Genomic DNA, 17,569 nt, shown 5'->3' on the forward strand with positions numbered 1-17,569 from the left:
CTAAGATTTATTAATAGACTCTACCTTTTTCACTAACATTTTAACCATAACTCCATATTGATAGAGAGAAATTAATTTCTCATCTACATGCATTTCTAAACCTAAGCAAACACTGATATACTGCTCATCAATATCATAGTCTTCATCATTATTACTCTCCTTTTTTTCAATAATTGACTTTGACTTCTCTAGCTGATTTTTAAACTTTTGTATCTTATCGAGTATCTTTTGCTTTTGTATTTCCAGATCATCACTTCGTTGAACTTTTACATTCTGAAGCAATTCATCAATCACTCTATTATCGAATTCGAGACCTAAGACTTTTTTCTTTTCATTTCGATCAATTACTAGATCAATAATTTTAATGACTATCTTCAGTTTTTCTATTTCATTTGCAGCTATAAGACAATTACTATAGTTGATTATATCTTCATTCTTTGTGTTTTGAGATATGACATAATCTTGAATTATTGAATCATATTTACTTTCTAATTCAGTGAGATCATATTCAATTTCATCGCCTGAATTATATCCTTTTATCATGTAAAAAAAATCCCCTGTTTGCACTATTCTTTTATAGTTCCAAAAGGGGAGATCTTTACTGTCTTGATAAATTCTAATTTTGTTTTTTTTCTTCTTCATAAATGCACGGATGCTCCTTTACATTAAACCACTCTGGCAATCCTTCGCTATTAATAAAACCGCGTTCTATCGCTACTCTATTCGGATTATTATCATTTTCTACATATGCTATTTCTAAACCTCTTCCATCGAAAATGTGATAGATAAAGAATCTTCCTTCCGGATCTCTTGCATATTTTTTTAATCTTTCACACTCTGTAATAGTTACAGGCTTACTACAATTGCACATTAACTTCTTTTATTGATTATATTTTTTAGTTTTGGTCCTACTTTGAGTTTATTTTTCAATTGAACTTCAATAAACTGCTGCTTTGTGATACCTAAGATTTTACTCTTTGATTTATAGTAGTAAATTTCTTTCATATACTCAGGAGAGTAATTTGTATCAAACTTAACCTGTTTATCTGTGATAGTAACCTTTATGCTTCTGTAGAATAAACCATCAAATTTTTTATCCCATGAATGTTTTAAATCCCATCGTCTCTTGCTCAAAGGGTTTGATCTATTTTTGTAATCAGCATAGAATAAATTACCCCTACGATACTTTTTAGAGTAAAGGGGCATTAAGCCCCCTTCACTATCTTTACCATGTAAAAGGTTATCCTGGTTTATTAGAGCTAGGTTTTGCGCCTTTAGCCCCTCCACTATTAATTTCGGAGCTTTCGCTTTTGCTTCCTTCACTCTTTTCAGTAGTGTTATCGGATTTATCAGTCCCATCTAATTTAATTTTAGGATCAATACGTTCTTCAATGGTTTCTCTGCTCAGTTCTGGATGCCTTGCTTGTATGTAATCAACCGCCTTATCCATGGAAGTAAAAGGCTTTTCAGGTACAATTACATAAGCTCCTACGTAATACTTACTCATTATGCTACTTTTTCTTCTTGTGTTTTACCTGCATAATAATCAGTATCCAATACATAAACAGAATACCCCCCATCATTTATTTCGAATGAAATATTGTCACCTGCAACTAAAGCAGCGTGTGTGTAAGTATAAACTCCATTCACCTCTGTAATTGCTGTCACAGCTTCTAAAACTCCGTTTCTTCGCATTTTCCATTTAGCGGGAGTTTCAAGGCCGATAACTGTTGAATTCGCACACATGTTAGAAATTTCAATTTTAGTACTAGTAGCTCCAGCAACAAGCGGTGAAAGGACCTTTAGATTAACCCCGGTTACCGGATTTAATTCTGTAAATGACATTTCAGTACTTTCCACTAATACAGAACTTCTCTGCCAGTAAGTCATCGCATCACGGGTAAGATCAATTCTTAGTGTAGATCCCCCTCCTTCTGCAGCAGTCTTCACATTTTTAATACCAGTAAATAAACGAACGTCAAAGCCTTTAACCTTCCCATCTTTCATTAACTGACCAAGCATTGATCCATCCTGGAATACGACAAAAATTGAGTATCTCTGACTCTTATCAAGCTTTTGTAATTCATTTTGGAAACAGTTCCCTTTATAGTAAGTTGTATTCCATTTTTTGATACCATCATTTTGCTTAATGCTTTCTCCGGTTGTAAGATCGGTATATGTAGGATCAACGTTTGCATCTTCCGCAGCATCATACTTTACGGTTCCGATTACCCAGTCCTTCTGGATAAACTCATCCCATTTTGTTTTGGTAAACGAGGCAGGATCTAAACGGATTCTTCTGTCCGCGAAAATAAACCCAACAACAGGCTCTTCATCACAAAATAAACCGCCCAGTCTGGCCGCCATTTCTGAAATATTACATCTTTTAATTTTTAACATTGTATTTTAATTTTATTTATTTAACAAATTGAATCAATTGAATATGGAATTGTTTTTAAGTCAATACGAAAGCAGTAATAAGGCTGAATGTTGTCAAATTCATAGAAAAAGGTCTCAAAGACACTTTGATAGTCTGTAATTATTTTAATGTCCTTTTCAAACCCTCCGCTTGAATCAATAGTACCAACAACATCTGAAAGGACTTTACTATCACATCTTCCTGGCTCATTAGGATAGATGAATTTTAAATCTAAAATGAAGTACAACTTTACTTTAGTTGTAAATTGTCTGTTATTGATTCTTTCTTGATCATCTTCGGCAGTAAAGAAGAATTTATCACTTTCGGATACTATCAAATTTCCACTATATTCTTTGTTTGAATTATAATGCTCAATAGTTCTTTTTTCATCGTGAGATTCTATCACATAACACCTTGGATAAGCTTCTAAATCAATATTCCACTTCTTGTTTAAAGCTGCGTAAATTTTTTTTTGCGCTTTGCTTATCAAATGGTCTATGCCTACTGAATTGTCTTTTTCGTGTATCATACAGACGTTACTTTAATTTCAAAACCATCATCATCACTGAGTTGAGTATCGAATGTTTTTTCTATGATTTTCTTAGCTTCTTTAAGCTCATGGAAATATCTTTTTGCAGATGTGTTGGCATCCAAATCTTTCGTTTCCATCATCAATAGTTCTCTATTAATCCCATTCTCCGTGCGATTGCTTCGCTGATGAGAATTCGAAAGAAACATTTGTAAGGTCATGTATTCAAAACACGCTTTAAGAAACCCGGTAAAGTTTTGAAAATTATACTTCAAATAGTTCTCGCTATCCAATGTTACAGATACATTAAACCCCAATCCCATTGACACATTTTGATATGTGTATCTAGCAGACTCAGGGGTATTTCCAATTCCTGTTACAGGATAACAAACAAATCCATCGTACTTTAGTTCATCAACCCATCCAAAATTGGTTAACACTTCCTGACTATCAATAGCAAATACCCATTTACCTCTTCCTGAGAATGAATAGTTTACTTGTTCAAAAGAAAGAACCCCATTTTTTGGATGTAAAACAATTGTGTCTACAAGCTGCCCGTTGTTGATAACGAATAAATTAACAGGAGAAGAAGTTGTCGCTTGTAATGAAATTTCATTTAAGGTAATTGTTACATAATCGCTTCCTTTCGATTCAAAAACCCATCCTGAGTAATCATTTGGCAATTTATACTTATGTTCCCCATTCTCGTAGATATACTGTGAATTAATAAGCCTTTTAGAAAGATATAGATCTGAAATAGCCTTTTCTTTAACTTTCTCAATCCATGACTTTAATAGAATACTCTCCTTGTTGGTTACCAACCAAATATTTGAATTTGACGCTGGTTCGATACCTGATATTACATTATTTAAACATTGATATAGATTATCATTATGCTTAACAATATCATCCCTATTCAAGCTTTCGGAATAATTATTATAGACCTTGCTATTATCGTATTCTTTAAAAACTAAATCACCATAAGGAAGGAACTGCAGAAGATTATCAACCGTAATGTACGGGTGGACACCGCTGTTTAGAACTATTCCTGTTTTTGATGTCAGTTTTAATTCTTTATCGAGCGTAATATTTGATGTGTATTCTTCTGCAAATCCTATCTTCATGATATACTAATAATAAATTATGCTTCTTTAGCCCAAACTCCTGTTCCGGTAACAACTATCCATGCTTTTGGACCTTTTACTCCGGTTCCTATAATCGTGATATTATCTCCTGTTTTTGACGTTCCTTTTGTATTCTGAGCTGATTTATTAATTGTCCCGTCCAACGTAACCGCTCCTACTGTTCCAGAAATACCATCCGTTGCTGCTGGTGAAACTTTAACAATATTGTTTCCAGCATCACCAATGTTTATGAAAGTAAATTTCAACCCCTTCATTGTTGGAGGAAGTGTGATTGATTTTCCGTCAATTCCCACTAAAACATTCTTTCCTGAGTCATGAACTGTAAGAGTTAGATTATCTGTGATCTCCTGAACAGCAATAGTGTTTAAAACACCTACATTGCCCTTACTGTCTGTATATGTTATATTATTCATATGCTTTTTTTTAAGATGCTAAACCAACAATTTTAACTACTGGATTTACTCTAGTGGTTAGGTCACTATTGAACTCTTCCAAGAAGTACACTCTAATCCATAGTGCCATCTCCTGGAAGTGTGTCATTACTAAGTTTGTGTCTCTTCCTGCCGATACTAAAGCGGTTGCATTAGTTGCTTCTAAGTTTGTGAACACGTTAGCTCTAAGCCTTGCAAATGGAATCTCCATATCAGAAATAGACCATTCTTTGCCACCGAACTTAGTGCCCATTCTAAAATCAGCCGGGAAGTTCTCATACATTGCAATAGCTCCATTTCTTACATAGTAACCGTTGAAGTTGTTTGCTCCTGGAATTAGCGTTCCTGTTTCATGAAGTTGATCAATTGCTGGGAATCCTAACGCTTGTAGATTTTTTTCATTGCTATTACCGTATTTAGCCCACTCATTCTTTGCAGCAGCTAATCCAGCTCTTGAAGTCACGATCTCATAATCTCCACCTACCTCGTTAGCCTCAACAATTCTGGAAAGGTTAGCAAACATGTACTCTTTCTGAGCTTCTTTACTTATCTCTAACGTATCAGTTGTTACGTTAAATCCGAATGTTTTTGAACCGTCAGAAACTTGAGCGGTTCCTAATGGCATTAATTGAGTTTTTCTTGCTTCTAAACGAGACAATACAATTTCGTCCAACTTTTTACCCATTCCATAAGCAACTTTCTTAATCTTATGGTCCAAATCAAACTGTTCTTTCACCGTGTTGTTAGCATAGTGAGCCGGATAATGTCTAAATCCTGAGAAAATATCATATGCAATTGCTGTGATCTTCCCTGATGTAGATAAGTTAGCTGGTATCTCAAAACCTGGCACAGCTGTTACTACAACATCTTGATCAATAATTGCTGGGATCTCGACTTCTCTCAAAGAAGAGCTTTCGGAAATTTTTTGGATAACATCCGGGGAAACCCAGTCTGCTTTCCTTGTACTGTTTTTTACTAAATCTACACCGCCAAGCTCCGCATAACGTGACTCCGAAAACGTATTAGTGTCTTGGTAGTTATTTAGCATTGTTACATCTAAATTCATTTAAATTTTCTTTTAATTGTTAATAATTATACACGTTTGCGGTCCTTCGCAGTATTTCGTTATTTCGTTTCTGTAATTTTTTTATTTAACTCAGCAAATCTTACTGAATATCTAGGATCTGTTGGAGAAATACCTTCTTTTGCGATCTGATCTTTTACAATCTTGGTTCTCTCTACAACATCCGTTTTAGCAGTTACCGGAACATCCCCTTCGATTCCTTCTACTTTAGATGTGTCTACACGCGCACCTATTCCTCCTGGTTTTCTTTCTGTAGTAATAGACTTAAGAACCTCATCATTGGCAACAAGCTCGGAAAGCTTTACATTTTTGTATTGATTTTCTTTATCGATTGCCAGGTATTCGCCATCAACTAATTCGATATTGTATTTATCCTGAGTTCTTTTTTGAAATTCAGCCCATTTTGCCTGAACTTCATATTGATTAGCATCTTTCGAGAAAACAGGCTTAGCATCTCCAAATGCTGCCTTAATTTTAAACTCAGAAAGTTCATTTGACACGCTTTCAAACTTCCCTGCTTTATCTTTTACAGTATCATAGTCCGCAAGCTGTTTTTGGGCATCGTCTAGCTTTTGTCTAGCCGCTTCTAGCTCTGCCTTTGTTGCATCATCGCCTTTGAAATCTTTAATCTTCTGATTGTATTCTGATTTAAGTTTTTCAATTTCGGCAGATTTGCTTTCTAAAGCAGATGTAGAAATTCGAGATACATAATCACCAAACTTTTCGCCGCTTTGACGGTCTAATTTCACCCCGGTTTTCTCCTGCAAGTAATTCGCCGCTCCGGTTAGAATGCCCTCTGCATTTTCATTCGCTTTTTTATCCCATTCTTTTTTTTGGTCTGAGATATATTCCGTTCCTTTTGTAGTAATTCCTGTGATTTGCTCTGGAGTTAACCCCAACTCTTTAGCAAACTCTCCTGTTAAAAATTCCATAGTCTTTTATGTATTGTTTTGTTTTTACTTACCTTCTTCATCCTTTACCGGATCTGGATTTAAATTTTCACTTTCGCCAGTCTTTACTCCACCTTTCGAAAGTCCATTTTTAGGTTCTGTTTCTTTTTTAGCAGTAGTCTTTACTCCACCCGCGGCTAAAGCAGCAATCTGTTCTTTAAGCTTTACTATTTCTAATTGCTCAGGTGTTAGAGGTTTTTCTGACACTTCAAAAAGCTTATTGACCACAGCTTCAATCTCTGACTTATACTCTACCTCTGTATATCTCTTTAGTGATTCAATAGGCTCGTCTTTATTGATTTTTGATAGATCATAAACCTTCTCCACCTCAACAGATGTTACCCCATGTGATTTTAAATGCTTTAGGAAATTATCCCATTCAGGGCTCCCGAAAGTAATAGATACCGTTTCGTTTTTGCTCTTCACTTTTCCATCTTTATCATAGCTAACTTCACCATAGAATAGCCTAAGCGTTACTGATAGGTTTTTCATTTTGTATAATGTTTTTTATTAAATTCTTAATTGTTATCATCTTGGCACTTTCTTGCATATCTCCTAATCCTTCGTAGAACAGTTCTATCTGCCCGTATTGAGCTTCAAATATTGAGATCCAATAATCAAATCTTGTTTGCAACTCGAATACAACAGGATCTATCTGATTATTTCTCGCAGTATCAAAATCTTTATCTGACACGTAAGGAATTATATCATATAAAATCACATCTCTTTTAGCTTGTTGAAGATTATGCTGATTGCGATTCATTGATATTCTCTTCAATATTTTTCTTCGCTCAATAGCATTAGGTGCTAAACTGAAAGACTTATACAAATCATCGAGAGTCTCAATAAAAAAATCAGTTCCAAAGAACACCTCAACCGATACTTTATCTTTTCCATGAAGAAGAGCTAATGTTTTAAAGTCTGAAAGCTGCTTAATTCGACTTAATTCATCCGACAACCATCTTAGTCTATCCTCTTTACTATCGTAGCCTTTTGATACCTGCATTTCATTCTTAGCAGATTCATTTTGTTCAGCTACATCACCAATCATTGATGATAATATCTTTGTCTCAATATTTTTGATCCTGTCATCCAAATATTGAAGTGCCTCAATTGGCATATAGTGAAATTGGAAAAAGTTTTGAACTACATCCATATCAACCTTTCCTGTATCAGAGCTTTTAGGAACTTTAACCTTTATAATTGTTCCCGCTTGCACATCACTTTCTGATGGCGCAACAGGATTTAATTCATTGTTTACCTGTGCTCCTAATATCGTAGCAGACATTGGCTCTTTTGAAAGCCCCTTTCTTAATTCACCTGATGTGTTTGTTTCTTTAGCATCTAATTGAACAGTTACAGGAATAGCCCCGTTTGGCTCTGTCATTCTTTGCAAAGTTTTAAGGAAAACATATTCCTCAAAATCCGGTAATGCATAGGAGAAAATAGACTTCTTAACTACATTGTTGTTTTGAAACATATTCTCAGATGACACCCAATCTGCAGGACATTCTCCTAAATCATGGAAAGACTGTACAATTATGTTATAGTCTCTATCGAAAAAAATATATTGATCTTTATCTATGTAAGAAAAACCGTGAATAGATCGATCTTCTAGCTCTAAGCATGATAGATAAGCAATCTTATTAATCTTATCTCTATCACAGTCAACTGATACGATTTTTGTTATAGGAAGTATCTCTCTGTACCTTTTGCTTTCAACGTCAATATCCTGTATTACTACAGAATTGTGAGCAAACAAAATAGTATTGAAAAGTTCTTCGTCAAATTGTTTTGAATTAAGATCGGAATGGCAAGTCTCTTCTACTCCTCTAACGGAATATTTAAAAATAGAATCATCCGCATGAAAAACCCTTCTTAATTGAGGCTTTATATCATCATTAACTAATTTAGATGATGCAACCGGGTTACGTAGATATTTAAAGAATGAAAGAAAGTTTTCTGTTTTGAAAACTAATTTAACCCAGTTTAGGAACTTTACATCTGAAGCGTACTTTCGACCGCTCCAAACTCTAAGATATTCAATTGTTACCTCATCCTGTAATGAGCCCTGAATAAAATATGAAAGATCCTTCTGCTGTTGTCTAGCATCAAGGATATACTTGTGATTAACTTTCTCTTTTATAAAATCAGATGGACTCAATACTTTAAAGTTTAGAGCAAACTTATAAGCATCGTAATTACCCCTTTATGAAGGCGTATAAATAAAAAAACAGCCTGTTAAGACTGTTTTAATTTTTATCTAAAAATCAATTATCAAATAGTGAAGTGCTGCCAAATTTCTCCATTGCTATCCGTTACTTTCTTAAAGTAGCCATTAGCTTTAACCTCATGGCAGTCTACTATTTTTTCATTACCATGAGAGTCTACTATTTTTTCTCGTTCTCCGCTATTGGGAATAAACCCTCCAGATCTTGAGCTACTATCATTCCCATAGGAAGAATTATAAACACTACTAATTGGAATTCCTTTATCAATCTCTAATAAACGATTATGAATTTCTCTCAATTCCTTCAAATCCGGATCTTTCTGTTTTTTTAATTCAAAATACTTTTTATTTAAACTTAAATACTCTAAATATTTACTATAAGATTCTTCTGCGTTCTTACCTGTTTTTTCAAATTCTTCTACATAATCTTTAGCTTGTTGAACTATTTTACGCTTAATATCTATTGCTTTATTAATTGCATTAACCATTACCCAGCAGCCTAATTTAAACTGTCTTAGATATTCTTTTTCCTTAACACTATTAAGCTTTTTGCTTATTCTTTTTTTGTTACTCATGATCTGATTTATTTAGGATTAATTTTTACTTCAATTTGAACAGATGGATTATAAATGCCATAATCAATACTTATTGCAGATTTCCGTTTAATAATTCCCTCTCTTGTTCTTGATTCCATTGAATAAAGAATAGCGTCGAAGAAATGACCTTCTACCTGAGATGCTTCATTAATCGATACCGTTTCATTATCACAGCTGTTTAGATTAATTTTAGGCATAACCAAATCACTACAATTATTTACTATTATTTTGTTTTTCATGATAATCAAATTTAGTTAATTTCTCGTTGATTCTACTTCGTATGATTGGTTCCATGCCATATGCCCATATCTTACAGAGTCCCAAAAGTGGTTATACTTATCAATAGGTTGATTTATTAATATCCCGTTAATTTCCATCCATTTGTAATTTTCGACTTCCTTTTTTATTTTTTTATGCAAGTGGTTTTTAACTATGCATATCTTTTTTTTCTTCATGGAAAGAATCCAGTAAGTCACCGATTTGTTTTTTGAGACTTTTATTGCATTCCATCCTAACTCAACCATATCTGAAACCATTTGCACAGTCCCATTTTTCTCTGAAACTCTTTTATCTGATGAGTCGCACACAATAGTTGCTTCTTTGTCAAATTCATGAGCTTCAATTCCCGCTGACAAAACATCTGCCGTTTCCAAAGGTTCATAAATCAAAGGTTCAACATAGATTATATCTTCAGTCTCTACGAATTTATTGAATGAATTAGGATCCGAAGTAAACCCAAAGTCATTGACGCCAATGTAACCTATGTGATCCGGGAACTCATCAATCCATACAACATTATCAAAGATAACGCCCTGCATTGCTCCCCTTAACCCTAAGCCGTAAACCTTCCACATGAACTCATTTGCCGTACCTTGTTTTACATTTTTCGGATGAGATGGTGGTTGGTTTTTTTCTGTTACTGGAAGTCCATTATAATAAACACCATCAACTGTAACCTCATAGCTTCCTGACAACCATGGCTCATAACTTAATATCTTGTTTAATTCTGTTGGTGATATGTGAGGATTATTTAAAAAAGTACTTCTTAAAAAGGCTACATCTGATCTATGAAGGACCTTATCAAAAACCCAATGGTCAGTAAAAGAAGGATTGTAGTCCATCCACCAAAACTTACGGCAACGCATTTCTACTTGATCAAAGATCTCATTTCGTATCATCATTGCTTCATTGAAGAAAGCATAATCACACCCTCCACCATGTTTTCCATCTCCCAGCAAATTAACCGTGGTTTTTCCTATTCGAAAGCTTGGAACCTCTCTAGCGTTATGAAAAGGATTGGGCAAATTAAAATCATCCAATCTACGCTTAAAGTCTTCATAAACCGTTGTTTTAAATTCATTATACGTTTCACGGTAAATGTTAACCGTACAGCCTTCTTTTTTATGTTTTATCGTAGCTAAATAAATGATAATATCAACACCGCTCCAGGTCTTCCCGGATCTTGAACTTCCCTCTAACGCGGCCCCTGAATATCCAGATACTAGCGAGGGCTTTCCATCAATAAATCCCCATTGCTGATCATTAATAGACTCATACAACAGCTTGTAATTAGGGTTTGTTTTATCGTTAATAGTAGTTAATTGACTATATAATAGATCGACTTCCCTTTCATGGAGAAGCCGTTCTAACAATAATATTTCTGCGTCCGTTAATGCCATTTACTTATTAGCTCTTTCGAGTAATTCTTTAATCTTAGCATCACGCTCTTCCGAACTCATTAGAACCTCTGTTTTTTCGATTTCCTTCTTGTCAACAAGCCCAAGGTCACGGGCAATTATATTTGGAGATAAAAGCCCCGCAGCTGCGCCAACAAATTTCTGATGGTAAATCGTTTCTTCTATACGCGTGATGACTGTCGAAAAATCATTTTCAGAATTTTCATTATTTTTATCTAATCCTTGTTTAAATTGTCTAAAGTAAGCTGTGTTTACTCCTAAAAACAAGCATAACCCATGTAGAGAAAAAGCTTGAATTTTATACAACTCTACTCTATAAGCATCTTTTCCTTTATAATCAACCTCAATCAAAGGATTTTTTTCGTTCCATTCAAAATATTTACAAGCCTCCTCCCAAAGTATATCTGGTGAAGTAAATATCTTATCCCTCCCGTGTTTTGATCTTAATTTCCAAAACTGATTCCCTTTAGGCGCTCCCATTGCTTTGCTCGTGTTTTGCTTTTTGTACCCACTCTGCCCAATCACTTGGATTTACGTATTCCGGACATGACTTTAGTAATATATTATTAATCTCCTCTACTCCGAGTCTAAATGCGCCCTCGACTTCCTTTACTTTCCAGTTTTCCAAGTCGGCATGATAAACCGCTTTTTCTTCTCCTTCTATCCTCTCCTTCCTCTTAGGCGAAAGAAGATAATTTCCAAATGACACTAGGTCCGATTCTGTGTATATTTTATTTTCCATTGATTAAATATTTTTCCACGTTTCCTTGTAAACCACCTTCTCTATACTTCTTATCGATACATTGAAGGCATCTTTTATTTCTCTACATGTTTTTCCGGATCTTCTCATCTCCCGGATTTTTAAAACCTCATCTTTAGTGAGAACTGCCATCCCGTTATTAATCCCTTTATTGAAAGTATTAGAATAACTCCCGTTGCTTCTTGCTGATGCTATGCTTTCTTTCTTTGAGATCCATTTAAGATTATCTGATATATCGAGTAGCCTATTGTTATTCTCGTATAGTAGCACCTCGTTTTCTTCAGGTTCTCTTATGAAAGCTATCGCAGTAAGTCTTCCGCAGAATTCTTTTTTTTGCACCCCTCGCTTTGATACCAGCACTACTTTAAACCTTCCGTTTTCAAATACCTTCTTGAGGATAATTGGGATCTTTTTCACATTGCTTTTTATCCTAGAATAATTGGAGACTTCATATCTCCCTGCATATCCTGGAATATCTTTCCACTCTTCATTTGGCAAATCTTTCAAGCTTCTACTCAAAGTATCGCTTATCTCTGCCCTCGCTCCCTCTGCCATAGAAAATTAGTTTAATATTTAGATTTTTCTACTTAGTTTTTACAATGTGATAATCAAAATAGTAAGTATTTGAACTTATTTGCACTTCTCTGGCTATTGCATAACTTTCAAATCTCATACTATTGCAAGCATTAGGAAACGGATGTCCTTCCAACCATTCTTCTATCGTCTTACAGCTTTTAGGTATTAAGGCATGTTCTTCAAGCACACTACCTTCTAATCTTCTAAAATCAGATAGTTCATTATCTTTATTGATTAAAGCTTTCGTTAATTGTGCTTTTTCAGATAATAACTTCTGTAAATTATACTCATATTCTTTTCTATCCATACTCTCTAAATTAAAAACCCCGCTACCTATTACAGCAGCGGGACACCAAATCAAAATATATCAACATGAATTCTCCTCTGCATTTACCAATCTTGCTGAGCTTTATGGAGTCGAACCATACTTTCCTGAATGAAAATCAAGCGTCCTAACCGATAGACGAAAGCTCTATTTCGCAGAATTGCAGTTCTGCTTGTTCTTATCGTGAACCAACCGCTCGTTAACTGATTATAGCCATGGAACAAATGACATATTGCAGACTATACGCATCAGTTATGTGTTTTATCCAGCCTTCTGAGTTAAGGCACAAGGAATTCCATATGCAATATGCTTTTTGCTGATGCTCCCGGAAACGATCCGTGATTCTCTACTTTTGAAGTCTGCCTCCTCTACTTATAGCGCATTACCTATATGCTAGCATCACGTTTTAATTCTTTGGAATAATTTTAATTCTACCATTACCTAAATCCTCAATTTCGTACTCAGTAAAAGTTTTCACGCCTGCTTTTTTAAGTAGTTCTTTATGAGGAATTCCAAAATTAGGATTAGACAATTCCGCTCTTGTTTTTGCCTTGTTAGTTATTTTCATTTTTTATACTTTTTAAAAATACCAAGCACCCTCCTTCATCTTCCATCTCTCAACCCCCTCTGCACTCTTCATCTGTGCTTGGTAATTCAACAACAATCATATCAATTTACAACCGCTTTCTTCTTCATTTCCCTAATCTTTCCGCGGTAATACTCAATATTTTCTTTTATCTCTGGAATTGACAGCTTTAAAACTCCATTTCTAGCTCTGAACTCTAAAGCCTCAAATCTTTCAATCCCTATTTTTTCAATCAGCCTAGGACGATACTCATTGATATTTCCAGACAAATGCATATTACAGTTATTACTACACTGCTTCCACACATTTTCTTCATCAAATCGGACATTCGGATAAGCTCCAACAGAGAACATGTGGCCCGCATCATATTTAATATCCTTTCTTGTAGTGCCACAGCTTATACAAGGTTGATCCTTATCTCTTAATCGAATAAACGTATTGAAGTCTTTTTGCAAGTCCTGCAACCAGTCCTTATGACTCTTTAGCTTCTCCTTCCTGATCTTCTTTTCTTTACTCCAAGCCTTAGCGTTTTGCTTTTGAATATTTGACTGACCTAAAGAAATTGCGCAGGTCGTTCCGCATACTTTCTGAGTTGACCTAAATGGAGCAAACTCGTTCCCACATACTGCGCACTTCTTAGGCTTTACCACCTTCATTATCAACATCTTTAACGTAAAGTTACGATGGTAGTTTTTTAAAAACAATAGCCATCTAACTTTTTTTTTAGTTTTTACTAACATTTTTTATTGAATAATCTAAATTATTTAGAATTGAAATTTTTATTTTCATTTTTTGATAAATTTTAACACTTTTACTATCGACTCATATATCATAAATGATATATATTTGTATAAGAAAATGAGACACAAACCAACTCATTAATTAAAGATCCTGGCGGCAACAGTTTAATACGGCAAAAACTATTATGAAAAAACTAGATCTTTCAGCAAATAAATTAGATGTTATTTATAGAGGTGCTAATGCAGGGCACAAAATCATGAGCGCGTCGTGCTTTTATTCTTATGACAAGGAAATTGCTGAAGATTATGCAATGATGAATTCTAAGCCTTGTTTATATACTTTTTGTGTTGATGGATTAAATTTCTTAGTTGTTGAAGAGAACTGGATGATCAACGGAGGCGCAACTGAATTTGAAAAAGAAGAAATTGAAAAATACGATGGTGTTAGGACTGCAAATTATGCACAAGTTTTATTATTTGGGGAATTCGATTGTACTACTGGGAAGTTCACTAAATCTGATTATGAAACAGTAATAAATATGGCTCAATCCGAAGAAAGAAGATATGATAGATAAAAATAAAAACTGGCAACTATTAGTGCTTTTATTAAAAGAAATTGCCGATCAGAAGAATATCACACAGCAAGAAATTGCCGAAGAAAGTGGCTTATTACAGTCAAATATAAGCAGGTTTTTTTCTTTGAAGTACAAACCTACCTTAGATACATTTCTACAAGTAGCAAAAGCAATAAAGGTAAATTTCTTTTTTGAAGACCAAGAAAGTAAAACCGATTTAAATATAGCATTTGAAAGAGCTATGACGGCATTAGGCAGAAGACCTGATAATTTACCGAAAAATTAATACATAAAATAACCCCTGTTAATTCAGGGGTTTTATTTTGGAAGGGTAATTCTTCTTCCATTTAGGCTTTGAAATATGTGTATTTTCTTCTTATTGGCCATACTCTGCAAAAAATCGTTTCGTTCCTGAATAGACAGGCTTAATATCTCATCAAATGCTCCTATTGATACTCCATTAGATCCTCCGTCTTTTTTAAATTGTTCTGTGACTATTTCGAGTATTTTATCTTCTATTTCTTCCTGATTTTCCATGGAGTAAAGATACTAAAAAGCAACCCAGTATATAAAACAAAATACACCTATAATGCTCAGCCAGGCAAAAAAGCCTATAACCTTAAGCTCTATATCTTTACTCCGGAAATACAAGCAGTCTCTAACAAAATCTTTCATGCTTTTAAATTACTTTTTTTGTTTTGTACTTGCTTACGGGTTTCCGTAATTACATTTTTTCAAGTTCTGATTTTACTTCTTCCCAAAACTTCAGTTCTTCTAGAAGTTCTAAGTTGCAAAGTATTTCGGTTATCTCATCAACCGACACTTTAGCACTTTCGGTTCCTAATGAAATTTGCGAAGGTGTAATCAGGTGAAACTTGTCACGAATTTCCTCTGCTTTTTCTTTTGGCGTTATCATTTTCTAAAGTATTTCAAATATTATACATTTTGATGGGTTTAAGGTCTTGGACTGAGCATCTTTCCATTCATCTATCTCAGGAGGTAGTATCGAATCTGTTAAATCATTCTTATCCCAATACCATCCCTTCGACTCAATAGCAGATATGAAGGATTCGAAAGCCGACTGCAATACATAATCATTCTCTTTGTAATCTTTGTATCCATGGTATGATCTGCCCATGTTTTTATCATAAAATTCGTGATCTAAAACGAATTTACTTGCAATCTCCTCAGTAAGCTCGGAGCCTTTGCAGATCTTTTTTACAGGCTGCAAATTCCATCCATACAAATCTGTAGTTTCTAATTCTCCCGTCATTTCCACAATAAGGAGTCTTTTATTTGTTGTTAATTCTAAAGTTTTCATAGTATTTTCCCATGTTTTATTACAAAATATATTCGTCCAGGTTCGGCGCCCCATTCAGGATTTCCTTCCCGGATCTCAATTCCTTTGTGTTCAAGTTTTAAAATTCTTTCAGTATCTTTTTTTGAAGGATAACCTAAAGTCATTGTGTTAATAGAGAATGATTTAAATTTCAAATACCAATTATCTAAATGATACTCTAAATGCTCTGTGTAATCAGATGAAGATTGACTTGATGAAAGAATATCCGAGCAAGCTTCTTCCAATTCACTATTTGTGAGGGTATATCCGTCAGCAGAATAAAACATCAATCGTTTTAACCAATAAGGCGTTATCTCTCTATAATCTTCGGTTTTAATGCCAGATTTAGTCATTTCAAACCATCGCTTTTTTAAAGACAATTGTAGATTCATAATTCTTTAATTTTAAGTTCTTCCAAAAACACCGATTGATACAAATTCTGTAATTGATGCACATAATTCAACTTTACTAAGTAAAGTCAAAATGGACCGGCTAATCCAACAGAAAAGAATCCTTTAGCTCTGATTGCTGAAAACTTAGTTTGTTTTACTATTATCTCATATCCAGTTTCCGAGTTTCTTAATCCGAATTTTTCGAGCCACTCTTCTGTTAGATCTATGGGAGAAATAAATTCGTTGAATTGACTGTATGAAAACTTTCCATCTGTAACAGATATAGAGGCTGATGATGCTGGGAAATCCTTATCTTGCGTTAAGTTGATCCCGTTAACTATTACCGGTATATCCTTCATTTGTTTGTGGAAATCCGGATTATCAATTGTAGCCAAATTTCCTAAACGTAGTTCTTTCGGTGCTATCATTATTAAGTATTTTGGGTTATGATTGAGAAAAGATGCTTTCCTTCTTCTCGTATTTTATTTAGTCTTTCTCGGTGTTTCTTGTTTTCCTCTTCCAGAAGCTTAATATGTGTAATTGCTGTACGACTTGCTTGTGTTATCATTTCCCAAAATGGAAGATTTTCATCGCAATAATCTTTAAGCCAAAGATTAATAGCTCTTCCCGCCTCATCATAAGTTTCTATTTTTCCGTTTGCCATAATTCTTTGTTTTTAATTATACTTTCAGCTTTTTTATCACTGCAAAAATCATCATCGTCAAATCCAATAGCCTTGCAAATAGTCATATATCTAACTCCTCGTAAAGTATTGTAACTTTCATGTAGATAGACATCTTTTATCCACCAATGTGTATGACGCGGGTGTTTTTGTAATAAGTATTTTTCCATAATTCTTGTTTTAAAGTGCCACCCTAAGATGGCACGGGGTTAATCAATAAGACCAAGTAAGGCGCCTTTTTTATAAATAACAGGCTCGCCAGAAATATCTTCACCTTCATAAGTACTAACGGGTTCAATTCCTTCTCCAGATGGGTTTATATGGTCTTCTTCTGCTTCCAAAACTTCCTGAATTGAATAACCTGATATTTCAGCGTTTTCATCATCAATTTTCCAGAAGAAGGCACGAACATTAAGGTCTTCTTCATTTTTAGAATTCAAAATTTCTTTTACTTCTTTCCATGTCAATCCTTTCTCGTTACTTTTTAGTGTTTTAAATTTTTCCATTGTATAA

At 34.3% G+C, this 17,569-nt stretch carries 31 protein-coding genes and 1 tRNA gene; 2 read left to right on the plus strand and 30 right to left on the minus strand.

Annotation, left to right across the window (positions count from 1 at the left end; genetic code table 11):
* From ACQ76T_RS23910 to ACQ76T_RS24015, 22 genes are all read right to left on the minus strand, one after another.
* Positions 1–642 carry a hypothetical protein gene (locus ACQ76T_RS23910; RefSeq protein WP_431345697.1) on the minus strand — a complete coding sequence of 214 codons (642 nt, stop codon included), beginning with the start codon at positions 640–642 and terminating at the stop codon, positions 1–3.
* Positions 617–871, minus strand: a complete 255-nt coding sequence (locus ACQ76T_RS23915; RefSeq protein WP_431345698.1) for a hypothetical protein — start codon at positions 869–871, stop codon at positions 617–619. The genes ACQ76T_RS23910 and ACQ76T_RS23915 overlap by 26 nt, the downstream gene beginning before the upstream one ends.
* Positions 871–1,323, minus strand: a complete 453-nt coding sequence (locus tag ACQ76T_RS23920; protein ID WP_431345699.1) for a hypothetical protein — start codon at positions 1,321–1,323, stop codon at positions 871–873. The genes ACQ76T_RS23915 and ACQ76T_RS23920 overlap by 1 nt, the downstream gene beginning before the upstream one ends.
* Positions 1,241–1,507, minus strand: a complete 267-nt coding sequence (locus ACQ76T_RS23925) for a hypothetical protein (RefSeq protein ID WP_431345700.1) — start codon at positions 1,505–1,507, stop codon at positions 1,241–1,243. The genes ACQ76T_RS23920 and ACQ76T_RS23925 overlap by 83 nt, the downstream gene beginning before the upstream one ends.
* Positions 1,507–2,400 carry a hypothetical protein gene (locus ACQ76T_RS23930; RefSeq protein ID WP_431345701.1) on the minus strand — a complete coding sequence of 298 codons (894 nt, stop codon included), beginning with the start codon at positions 2,398–2,400 and terminating at the stop codon, positions 1,507–1,509. Before ACQ76T_RS23930 ends, ACQ76T_RS23925 begins: the two co-directional genes overlap by 1 nt.
* 20 nt (positions 2,401–2,420) lie before the next feature.
* Complete coding sequence (locus tag ACQ76T_RS23935) at positions 2,421–2,948, minus strand: hypothetical protein (protein WP_431345702.1); 528 nt, start codon at positions 2,946–2,948, stop codon at positions 2,421–2,423.
* Positions 2,945–4,072 carry a hypothetical protein gene (locus ACQ76T_RS23940; protein ID WP_431345703.1) on the minus strand — a complete coding sequence of 376 codons (1,128 nt, stop codon included), beginning with the start codon at positions 4,070–4,072 and terminating at the stop codon, positions 2,945–2,947. Before ACQ76T_RS23940 ends, ACQ76T_RS23935 begins: the two co-directional genes overlap by 4 nt.
* A 17-nt stretch (positions 4,073–4,089) precedes the next feature.
* Positions 4,090–4,506, minus strand: coding sequence for a hypothetical protein (locus tag ACQ76T_RS23945; protein ID WP_431345704.1), 417 nt, complete (start codon positions 4,504–4,506; stop codon positions 4,090–4,092).
* 10 nt (positions 4,507–4,516) lie between these two features.
* Complete coding sequence (locus ACQ76T_RS23950; RefSeq protein ID WP_431345705.1) at positions 4,517–5,590, minus strand: hypothetical protein; 1,074 nt, start codon at positions 5,588–5,590, stop codon at positions 4,517–4,519.
* A gap of 59 nt (positions 5,591–5,649) precedes the next feature.
* On the minus strand, positions 5,650–6,540 hold the full coding sequence (locus ACQ76T_RS23955) for a hypothetical protein (protein WP_431345706.1): 891 nt from the start codon (positions 6,538–6,540) through the stop codon (positions 5,650–5,652).
* Between the two features lie 24 nt (positions 6,541–6,564).
* Positions 6,565–7,050, minus strand: a complete 486-nt coding sequence (locus tag ACQ76T_RS23960) for a hypothetical protein (RefSeq protein ID WP_431345707.1) — start codon at positions 7,048–7,050, stop codon at positions 6,565–6,567.
* Complete coding sequence (locus tag ACQ76T_RS23965; protein ID WP_431345708.1) at positions 7,025–8,722, minus strand: hypothetical protein; 1,698 nt, start codon at positions 8,720–8,722, stop codon at positions 7,025–7,027. Before ACQ76T_RS23965 ends, ACQ76T_RS23960 begins: the two co-directional genes overlap by 26 nt.
* Positions 8,723–8,835: 113 nt before the next feature.
* Entirely contained in the window at positions 8,836–9,363 is a 528-nt protein-coding gene (locus ACQ76T_RS23970; RefSeq protein WP_431345709.1) for a hypothetical protein, read from the minus strand.
* An 8-nt stretch (positions 9,364–9,371) separates the two neighbouring features.
* A complete protein-coding gene (locus ACQ76T_RS23975; RefSeq protein ID WP_431345710.1) occupies positions 9,372–9,623 on the minus strand; it encodes a hypothetical protein in 252 nt (83 codons plus the stop codon).
* Positions 9,624–9,638: 15 nt separating this feature from the next.
* On the minus strand, positions 9,639–11,063 hold the full coding sequence (locus ACQ76T_RS23980) for a phage terminase large subunit (RefSeq protein WP_431345711.1): 1,425 nt from the start codon (positions 11,061–11,063) through the stop codon (positions 9,639–9,641).
* A complete protein-coding gene (locus ACQ76T_RS23985) occupies positions 11,064–11,561 on the minus strand; it encodes a terminase small subunit (protein WP_431345712.1) in 498 nt (165 codons plus the stop codon).
* Positions 11,548–11,823 carry a hypothetical protein gene (locus ACQ76T_RS23990; RefSeq protein ID WP_431345713.1) on the minus strand — a complete coding sequence of 92 codons (276 nt, stop codon included), beginning with the start codon at positions 11,821–11,823 and terminating at the stop codon, positions 11,548–11,550. The genes ACQ76T_RS23985 and ACQ76T_RS23990 overlap by 14 nt, the downstream gene beginning before the upstream one ends.
* A 3-nt stretch (positions 11,824–11,826) precedes the next feature.
* A complete protein-coding gene (locus tag ACQ76T_RS23995) occupies positions 11,827–12,396 on the minus strand; it encodes an NUMOD4 domain-containing protein (RefSeq protein ID WP_431345714.1) in 570 nt (189 codons plus the stop codon).
* 28 nt (positions 12,397–12,424) lie between these two features.
* Complete coding sequence (locus ACQ76T_RS24000; protein ID WP_431345715.1) at positions 12,425–12,724, minus strand: hypothetical protein; 300 nt, start codon at positions 12,722–12,724, stop codon at positions 12,425–12,427.
* 95 nt (positions 12,725–12,819) lie between these two features.
* A tRNA-Glu gene (locus tag ACQ76T_RS24005) sits at positions 12,820–12,891 on the minus strand.
* Positions 12,892–13,148: 257 nt separating this feature from the next.
* On the minus strand, positions 13,149–13,310 hold the full coding sequence (locus tag ACQ76T_RS24010) for a hypothetical protein (protein ID WP_431345716.1): 162 nt from the start codon (positions 13,308–13,310) through the stop codon (positions 13,149–13,151).
* Positions 13,311–13,411: 101 nt separating this feature from the next.
* Complete coding sequence (locus ACQ76T_RS24015) at positions 13,412–14,068, minus strand: recombination protein NinG (protein ID WP_431345717.1); 657 nt, start codon at positions 14,066–14,068, stop codon at positions 13,412–13,414.
* Positions 14,069–14,253: 185 nt separating this feature from the next.
* Here ACQ76T_RS24015 and ACQ76T_RS24020 point away from each other — a divergent pair, with 185 nt between their 5' ends.
* Together ACQ76T_RS24020 and ACQ76T_RS24025 are read left to right on the plus strand one after the other, a co-directional pair.
* On the plus strand, positions 14,254–14,643 hold the full coding sequence (locus ACQ76T_RS24020) for a hypothetical protein (RefSeq protein ID WP_431345718.1): 390 nt from the start codon (positions 14,254–14,256) through the stop codon (positions 14,641–14,643).
* On the plus strand, positions 14,633–14,929 hold the full coding sequence (locus tag ACQ76T_RS24025) for a helix-turn-helix domain-containing protein (RefSeq protein WP_288435336.1): 297 nt from the start codon (positions 14,633–14,635) through the stop codon (positions 14,927–14,929). The genes ACQ76T_RS24020 and ACQ76T_RS24025 overlap by 11 nt, the downstream gene beginning before the upstream one ends.
* Positions 14,930–14,961: 32 nt before the next feature.
* Here the strand turns inward: ACQ76T_RS24025 and ACQ76T_RS24030 are convergent, their stop codons facing one another.
* The 8 genes from ACQ76T_RS24030 to ACQ76T_RS24065 form a co-directional block, all read right to left on the minus strand.
* On the minus strand, positions 14,962–15,180 hold the full coding sequence (locus ACQ76T_RS24030) for a hypothetical protein (RefSeq protein ID WP_431345719.1): 219 nt from the start codon (positions 15,178–15,180) through the stop codon (positions 14,962–14,964).
* A 187-nt stretch (positions 15,181–15,367) separates the two neighbouring features.
* On the minus strand, positions 15,368–15,559 hold the full coding sequence (locus ACQ76T_RS24035) for a hypothetical protein (protein WP_431345720.1): 192 nt from the start codon (positions 15,557–15,559) through the stop codon (positions 15,368–15,370).
* 3 nt (positions 15,560–15,562) lie between these two features.
* On the minus strand, positions 15,563–15,964 hold the full coding sequence (locus ACQ76T_RS24040) for a hypothetical protein (protein ID WP_431345721.1): 402 nt from the start codon (positions 15,962–15,964) through the stop codon (positions 15,563–15,565).
* Positions 15,961–16,374, minus strand: a complete 414-nt coding sequence (locus ACQ76T_RS24045) for a hypothetical protein (protein WP_431345722.1) — start codon at positions 16,372–16,374, stop codon at positions 15,961–15,963. The genes ACQ76T_RS24040 and ACQ76T_RS24045 overlap by 4 nt, the downstream gene beginning before the upstream one ends.
* 86 nt (positions 16,375–16,460) lie before the next feature.
* Entirely contained in the window at positions 16,461–16,802 is a 342-nt protein-coding gene (locus tag ACQ76T_RS24050; protein ID WP_431345723.1) for a hypothetical protein, read from the minus strand.
* A gap of 2 nt (positions 16,803–16,804) precedes the next feature.
* Positions 16,805–17,038 (minus strand): hypothetical protein, encoded by a 234-nt coding sequence (locus ACQ76T_RS24055; protein ID WP_431345724.1) that lies wholly within the window; start codon positions 17,036–17,038, stop codon positions 16,805–16,807.
* Entirely contained in the window at positions 17,020–17,226 is a 207-nt protein-coding gene (locus ACQ76T_RS24060) for a hypothetical protein (RefSeq protein ID WP_431345725.1), read from the minus strand. The genes ACQ76T_RS24055 and ACQ76T_RS24060 overlap by 19 nt, the downstream gene beginning before the upstream one ends.
* A 39-nt stretch (positions 17,227–17,265) precedes the next feature.
* Positions 17,266–17,562 (minus strand): hypothetical protein, encoded by a 297-nt coding sequence (locus ACQ76T_RS24065; RefSeq protein ID WP_431345726.1) that lies wholly within the window; start codon positions 17,560–17,562, stop codon positions 17,266–17,268.
* Positions 17,563–17,569: the final 7 nt, after the last annotated feature.

Source organism: Chryseobacterium sp. JK1, assembly GCF_050632815.1.
Classification (GTDB): Bacteria; Bacteroidota; Bacteroidia; order Flavobacteriales; family Weeksellaceae; genus Chryseobacterium.